This is a genomic window from Dialister sp., from assembly GCF_036343215.1.
Taxonomy (GTDB): domain Bacteria; phylum Bacillota; class Negativicutes; order Veillonellales; family Dialisteraceae; genus Dialister.
In genome coordinates this window covers 1-6,411 of record NZ_JAZASU010000093.1, presented here as the reverse complement: position 1 = coordinate 6,411, position 6,411 = coordinate 1, and the positions used below count along the sequence as shown (strand labels likewise).

Here is a 6,411-nt window from a genome sequence, read left to right as displayed (position 1 = left end):
AGGCCATTAAGCTTCCAAAGCCGGAGATTTTATCATTTTGCTCAGGACCCGTCAAGGGATGCCGGATAGAGAGGAAACCAGATTCTTAAACAAATCATATTAGCTCCTGTTGCACTTAGAATTATAGAATAACGAGCCCCCCTTTCAAGGGTGGCTTTTCTTTAGCCGCTTCGCGGCGGATGGACTCACTCGGAACTCGGAACTTCCATGGGAGCCCCTGATGGGAGCAATAAAAAGAGGCGCCCCTATGATTTCAGGGCGCCCACCTTCACGGACCACGGACCACGGGCCACGATTCAGCTCATTGATACACAATCGTAAGGAGGACAAAAGACTCTACTTTACATAGGGTACTTCTCCCGGTTTGACGAGGCCCAGGTCTTCTCTGGCTTTTTTCTCGATCATTTTGGGGTCGTTCAGTGCTTCTTTCTGGGCTTCGAGGTCTTCTTTTTCCTGGAGGAGTCTTTCTCTTTCTTTTTTGAGTTTGTATTCCTGGACCTGGATCTGGGCGAAGTGATAGGTATTCTGGATGACTACGTAGGCTGTAATGACCATGGTGACGGCAAAAATAATCCGGAGGATCGGGCTGTCCGGGAAAAGGCGGACGAGGAAGGGTTGTTTTTTATTTCTTTGATGGTTCTGTTTTTTACGCATCCTTCTTTGGCTCCTTTCCCAGGGTCTGGTTGATGAATTTGTAAATCGGATCTTCTGCGGCCAGGGCGGCTTCGTACTGGTCTTCCATAGCGGATACGGTCCATCCGTAGTCCAGCCAGGCTTTGGTGTCTTTCCACCGGTTTTCATCATCATAGAGGGAAACGATGAGGAGTTTTCCGTTTCTTTCGGCGGAAGCTACGAGGCAGTCTCCGGCCGCTTCGGTCATGCCGGTTTTGATTCCGTTGGCTCCTTCGTAACCGGAGGAGAGGAATTCGTTTCTGTTTTCCACGTTTCTATAGAGGCCATTCCGGTAGGTCATGGGGTAGGTTTTCCGTTTGACGATGTCCCGGAAGTCCGGATTTTTCATGGCGTAGGCGGCAATTTTTGCCATATCGATGGCGGTGGTGTAGTGATTTTTATCGGTGAGTCCGCTGGGATTGGCGAAATGGGAGTCATGGACTCCGATGGAGGCTGCTTTTTCGTTCATCATTTCGATGAAACGGTTATAATTTCCTCCCACTGTTTCTGCGGTGGCTACGGCGGCATCATTTCCGGAAATCAGCATCATGCCATAAAGCAGCTGATGGAGGGAAATGGGCATGTCCGGACGGATGCCAAGTTTGGTGCCGTCCTGTTTCATGGCCAGGGGGGTAATTTTTACGTTCCGGTCGAGCTGTGCTTTTCCTTCTTCCAGGGCTATGATGGTGGTCAGGATTTTTGTGGTGGATGCGGGATATACACGGAGGGTTCCTTCTTTTTCAGCCAGGATTCGTCCTGTATTGGCTTCCAGTAAGGCTGCGGAAACGGCTTTTGTTTCCGGAGGGGGCGGAAGGTCCGGTTTTTTTGGCGGTTCCGGGGTAATATAGACCAGGATGCCAAAGGCCAGGGCACAACAGAAAATAAAGGTAAGAAGGAGAAGTAAGAGCTTTTTCATGGGGTCCTTTCGATTGGAAATATATGTATTACTTGATTATTGAATGGAAATTACAGGTGTGAAAGCTTTTGGTGCGGGGTTGTCGGGGTTGTCGGGGATATCGGGGTTCGGGGCGGTGCGGCGCGACAGAAAAAGCGCCGCTTTTTATATGGGGCCTTCGGCTCTCAATTGGCATGCTGAGCGGTAGTACAACCCACCCGCCTTCGCTCCACTCAGGCACCCTCCCAAACTTGGGAGGGCTTGAACGTTTGCATGCTGAGGATTTGTGACTTTTGTCCGTTTTATCTGTAGAAGGCGCCGCTTTTTATATGGGCCTTCGGCTCTCATTTGGCATGCTGAGCGGTAGTACAACCCACCCGCCTTCGCTCCGCTCAGGCACCCTCCCAAACTTGGGAGGGCTTGAACGTTTGCATGCTGAGGATTTGTGACTTTCGTCCGTTTTATCTTTCGTAATGATCCTCAATTGTGCCTTGAATGGGTTTTGCAGGAAAATCATCCATCTTCTCCCCACCGGCTTCGCCGGAGCCCCCTTTCAAGGGTGGCTTGTCTTTGGCCGCTTCGCGGCCTTTTGGTCAGGCTCCCCCTGGGGGGAGCTGGCGCCGGAGGCGTCAGAGGGGGGAGGGATGAGAACTGGCGGTCAAAGGACGCCATACGGAAATCTGGGAACTGGGAACTTCTATGAGAAATAGCAGGAAATTATCGATTCTTCGAATCGATTCTGCCCTCTCACCGCTATCGCGGAGCTCTCCCGAGGGAGAGCCTGCTGCCTGACGTTATTCTTATTCATCCCGGGTATGTTTTGGCATTTAGCCTTATAGGTGCCTTGTATGGTTTAACAACCTATCCGTCCGCTCCGCGGCCACCTTTCCATCCCAGGAAAGGTGGTGACCGATAGCAGGCTTTCCATTTTCTTCATAGGTGCCTTGAATGGGTTTTGCTGGAAAATCATCCATCTTCCCCCACCGGCTTCGCCGGAGCCCCCCTTTCAAGGGTGGCTTGTCTTTGGCCGCTTCGCGGCCTTTTGGTCAACCTTTCCTAGATAGGAAAGGTGCCCGTCAGGGCGGATAGGATGATTGATGTTTCCATGCACTTGTGCCTGGAAAGCTCTTTCTGCACTTTCAACTATCAGTCTTCCCCCCTGCCCCTTCAGGGCATCCCCCCTTTCAAGGGTGGATTGTCTTTTCAGGCGGCCTTCGGCCGCCAAATCGTCAACCTTCCCTAGATAGGGAAGGTGTCGACGAAGTCGACGGATGGGATGATAGATGCTTTTTCTTCACTTGTGGCTGTAAAGCTCTTTCTGCAATCAAGCATCAGTCTTCCCCCCACCGCTTTGCGGAGCCCCCCTTTCAAGGGTGGCTTTTTCAATTTACGTTACGCATGGAGGGATTGTCTTACATCGTTATTTACTTCGATAGATGGCCCCCTTCACCGCCTTTGGCGGAGCTTCCCCCGCTGGGGGACGCTTGACCATTGCCCGCTTTGCGGCGGAAGGAAATCCCGGAACTCGGAACTTTTATGCGAGGAATTGTGCGCCGCACCTTCCCGAGATTCCCGGGATTCCCGATTCAAAGGTTATTCTTTATTCTGTTCAGCCACCTGTTCATTGGCTTTCTTTTCTGCTTTCGCTTTTTTCTCGGCTATTTTTTCTCTGCGGTCGTCGATTTTGAATTTATTTTCTACTTTCTGTCCTCTGTCTTTCTGAATTCCTTTATTGAGGTTGGCCACATAGGTTTTTCCGTCTTCTTCAGAGGAGAGGGTGTAGAGGGAGGTTTCTCCGCAGTAGATGATATTGTCATCCAGGGTGGCATCGGGGACGTTTCCTGCGTGGTAGAGTTTGTCCAGTTTACCTGCGGTGAGGTAGGTCCGTTCCCGATCGGTATAGCGGTCGTCGGCTTTTGGCTGGAAGGCTTTTTCTCCATTGACTTCGATCCATCCGTCTTTGACGTCTACGTGGTCTCCGGAGTATTTCTTCATCCATTTCAGGTTTTTATTGACCCGGTCCCCTGTTTTCGGATGGTTCGAGGGGGCTATGACGGCCATAAGGCCTGTGCGGCTGCTGTTTCCATATTTATCTTCCAGGACGGACATGGCTGCTGCTCCGCCGCCCGGATTGTAACCGGCTTCGCAGAGGTACTGGAATCCCAGATCGTCTGCTTCTTTTTCCTGGTCTTTGGTGAAGATGGCATTGGAAACATAGTTGGTGGCGATATTGGCCAGCATGTATTCTCCGAAGGAAAGTCCTCCGCCCAGGTAAATGTCTACGGCTGTCATGAGGCCGATCCGTTTTTTGACACCGGAAACGCTGTGCCTTTTTTCTCCGTGGGAAACTTCGTGGGCCATAATGTAGGCCAGTTCGTCATCATCCATGGTATCCAGGGCGCCTTTATTGACGCAGAGGACTCCGCCCAGACTCATGAAGGCATTGATATCTTCGTCCGGGGCTACATAGACATTGTAGGATCTTTCCACGGCTCCCGTATTTCTCAGGTTTTCATAAATATTCTGGACCCGGTTGTCTGCTTCGGCGGATTCGTAGATTCCGGTCTGCTGCTGGCATTGGGAAAGAAACTGCATGCCATTATGGTCATCCAGATTGCTGTAATAATTGGAAATAAGGGCCATGGCAGCGGCTCCGTATAAAATTTTCTGCCAGGTCGTAGAAGCTTCTGCTACCGGCACAGCCATACCTGTGAGGCAGGCTGCGGCGAGAAGGGAAGCGGTAATTTTCAGTTTCAGGTTTTTCATAGTTTCCTCCATTTCTGAAAAAGGATACTTTGAATTATTATATCATTTTTTGAAGTTTCAGTACTTGAAGATTTAAGAGGAGGAAATCATTCAAATCGGGATTTTCGGGAGATTTCATTCTTACGGTACGCAGAGAATGACTTTTTTCATTTTCGACGGCTGCCATCGTACGCCCTTTCACCCTGCGGGAGCTCCCCGGTATACATGTTCCTTTGACCTCATTTTCGACTTGTACGATCGTACAGCCCCTCCCCCTTCGCTCCGGGATCTCCCCGAACTTCGGGGAGGCTGTGCGGAGAGCACTTGCTTTTCTTTTGAGTCATTTGGCTCTGGTATCTTTTGTCAATCAGCCTCATTTGTGCCTTGTACCGAACCCTGCTCACGAACCATTTAAGTCATTTTCGACTTGTGCCTGAGACATCCCCTCCGGCCTTTGGCCACCTCCCCGCACTTCGGGGAGGTACGCATTTTCCTTTAGAGTCATTTGTCCCTGGTTCCTCCTGGCATTTAGTCCTGTTTTCGACTTGAAACGATAGCATGAGTGATTTGGGGTATCCGGCTGAAGGGAGCTTATATTTCCTGACAGACAAAAGTGGCGCCCTTTGTATAAGGGCGCCACTGGAATGGCTGCGGAATGATTCCCGATAATCCGGGCTCAGGCTTCTTCTTTGCCCCGGAGTCTTTCATCGCATTTGGCGATGAGTTCTGCGGGATTGACTCCTGAGGTTTTGCACATTTCTCCGATGGTGGTTTTCATGTCGGAGGGCATGGCGATTTCTTTTTCCTGGAAAATGGTCAAAAGCTGGGGATACATGGTGAGAATGGTTTCCATGGGGGTATCTTCGGTGAGGAGTGGTTTTTTGTATTTGTCGGCGATGAATTCATTCATTTCTCCGATGATTTCGAAGACGTCCATGCCATGGCCCTGAGCGGCCTGCCAGAGGTTTTCATCATAGGAAACAAAGCAGCCTACGCAAGACATGCCGTATTCCATGAGGAAGGGTCCCATTTCCGGATAGACTTCGATGATCTGCATGATGTTGTGTTCCGGACGGACGAAGTCCCCTTCTTTCAGCGGCGGCACATCGGGCTGGCCAAATCCGCTGAAAGCATCGGTGCTGCCGAAATCGGAGGATCCGGGAACCGTATTTCCAAGGACTGCATCGCGGAAAGATTCATAACCCATCTGGTCGATGAATTCTTCCATGGACTGGTAATTTTCATGTTCCAGATAGTAGGAGCAGGCTTTGGCCATGATGGCAATGGCATCGGAGGGAAACTGGGCGAAGGCAAAGAAATTTTTCTTTCCCGTATAAATATCCCAGCCGTCGGACATACCTACCGCGCGAATCGGAAGGGGTGTGGTCATGGTACAGGTCAGGATGCAGGAAGGCCAGGAGCCGAAAGCCTGGAGGCCCAGTTCTTTCAGCATGGGTTCCACATCGGTCCGGGAAAGTCCTGTAATCATGGGACGGCCTTTCGGATCCAGGATGTAGGTGCCATCCATTTTTTCCGCTGCCGCTTTCATTCTTTTCTTCAAATCATCCCGGCCTTCTTTGATGTCCGGAATGAAATCAATCTCCAGCGAGTACGTGAGATTATCTGCTGTCATAAAAATACTCCTTTCAGAAACTTCCTCTCGGAAGATAGTCGTTCTGTGTTACTAGATTATTATATCAAATATTGCAAGTTTTCGATATGTGTTTTTTAGGGATGCTGGCTATAATAGGAAATTTCAACTGCCATCCGAACAACTTTTGTTTCGGGAATCTCGGGGTTGTCAGGGCTGCCGTGAATCTCAGGAAAGTGGCGCCTTGAAGCATGCTTTGCGTTTCCCTCATATGTGCCCTGCACCGGTAGTGCTGAAAATATAAAAAGGCGCGGCTATATCATTTGTGCCGCGCCACCGCCCCGAGTCCCGTTTCCCGAGTCCCGATCGATGACAAGCCACGAAGATGGCTGAAAAATCAAAGTTTCGAAGCTTTCAGCCCCTGAGGGGAATTCGCAGGATGATCGATTCTTCGAATCGATTCTGCCCTTTCAGGCCCTTCGGGCCAGCTTCCCCGGGGGGAAGCCTT

4 protein-coding genes are annotated in these 6,411 nt (G+C 50.5%); all 4 read right to left on the bottom strand.

Going from position 1 to position 6,411, the window contains the following annotated elements:
• Window positions 1-336: 336 nt before the first annotated feature.
• Window positions 337-654 carry a cell division protein FtsL gene (gene ftsL, locus VZT47_RS08870; protein ID WP_330224606.1) on the bottom strand — a complete coding sequence of 106 codons (318 nt, stop codon included), beginning with the start codon at window positions 652-654 and terminating at the stop codon, window positions 337-339.
• Window positions 647-1,588: a D-alanyl-D-alanine carboxypeptidase family protein gene (locus VZT47_RS08865; RefSeq protein WP_330224605.1), complete on the bottom strand. Its 942-nt coding sequence runs from the start codon at window positions 1,586-1,588 to the stop codon at window positions 647-649. The genes ftsL and VZT47_RS08865 overlap by 8 nt, the downstream gene beginning before the upstream one ends.
• A 1,572-nt stretch (window positions 1,589-3,160) precedes the next feature.
• Window positions 3,161-4,333 (bottom strand): M48 family metallopeptidase, encoded by a 1,173-nt coding sequence (locus tag VZT47_RS08860; protein ID WP_330224604.1) that lies wholly within the window; start codon window positions 4,331-4,333, stop codon window positions 3,161-3,163.
• A 655-nt stretch (window positions 4,334-4,988) separates the two neighbouring features.
• Window positions 4,989-5,945 carry a DUF1858 domain-containing protein gene (locus VZT47_RS08855; RefSeq protein WP_330224603.1) on the bottom strand — a complete coding sequence of 319 codons (957 nt, stop codon included), beginning with the start codon at window positions 5,943-5,945 and terminating at the stop codon, window positions 4,989-4,991.
• Window positions 5,946-6,411 lie beyond the last annotated feature (466 nt).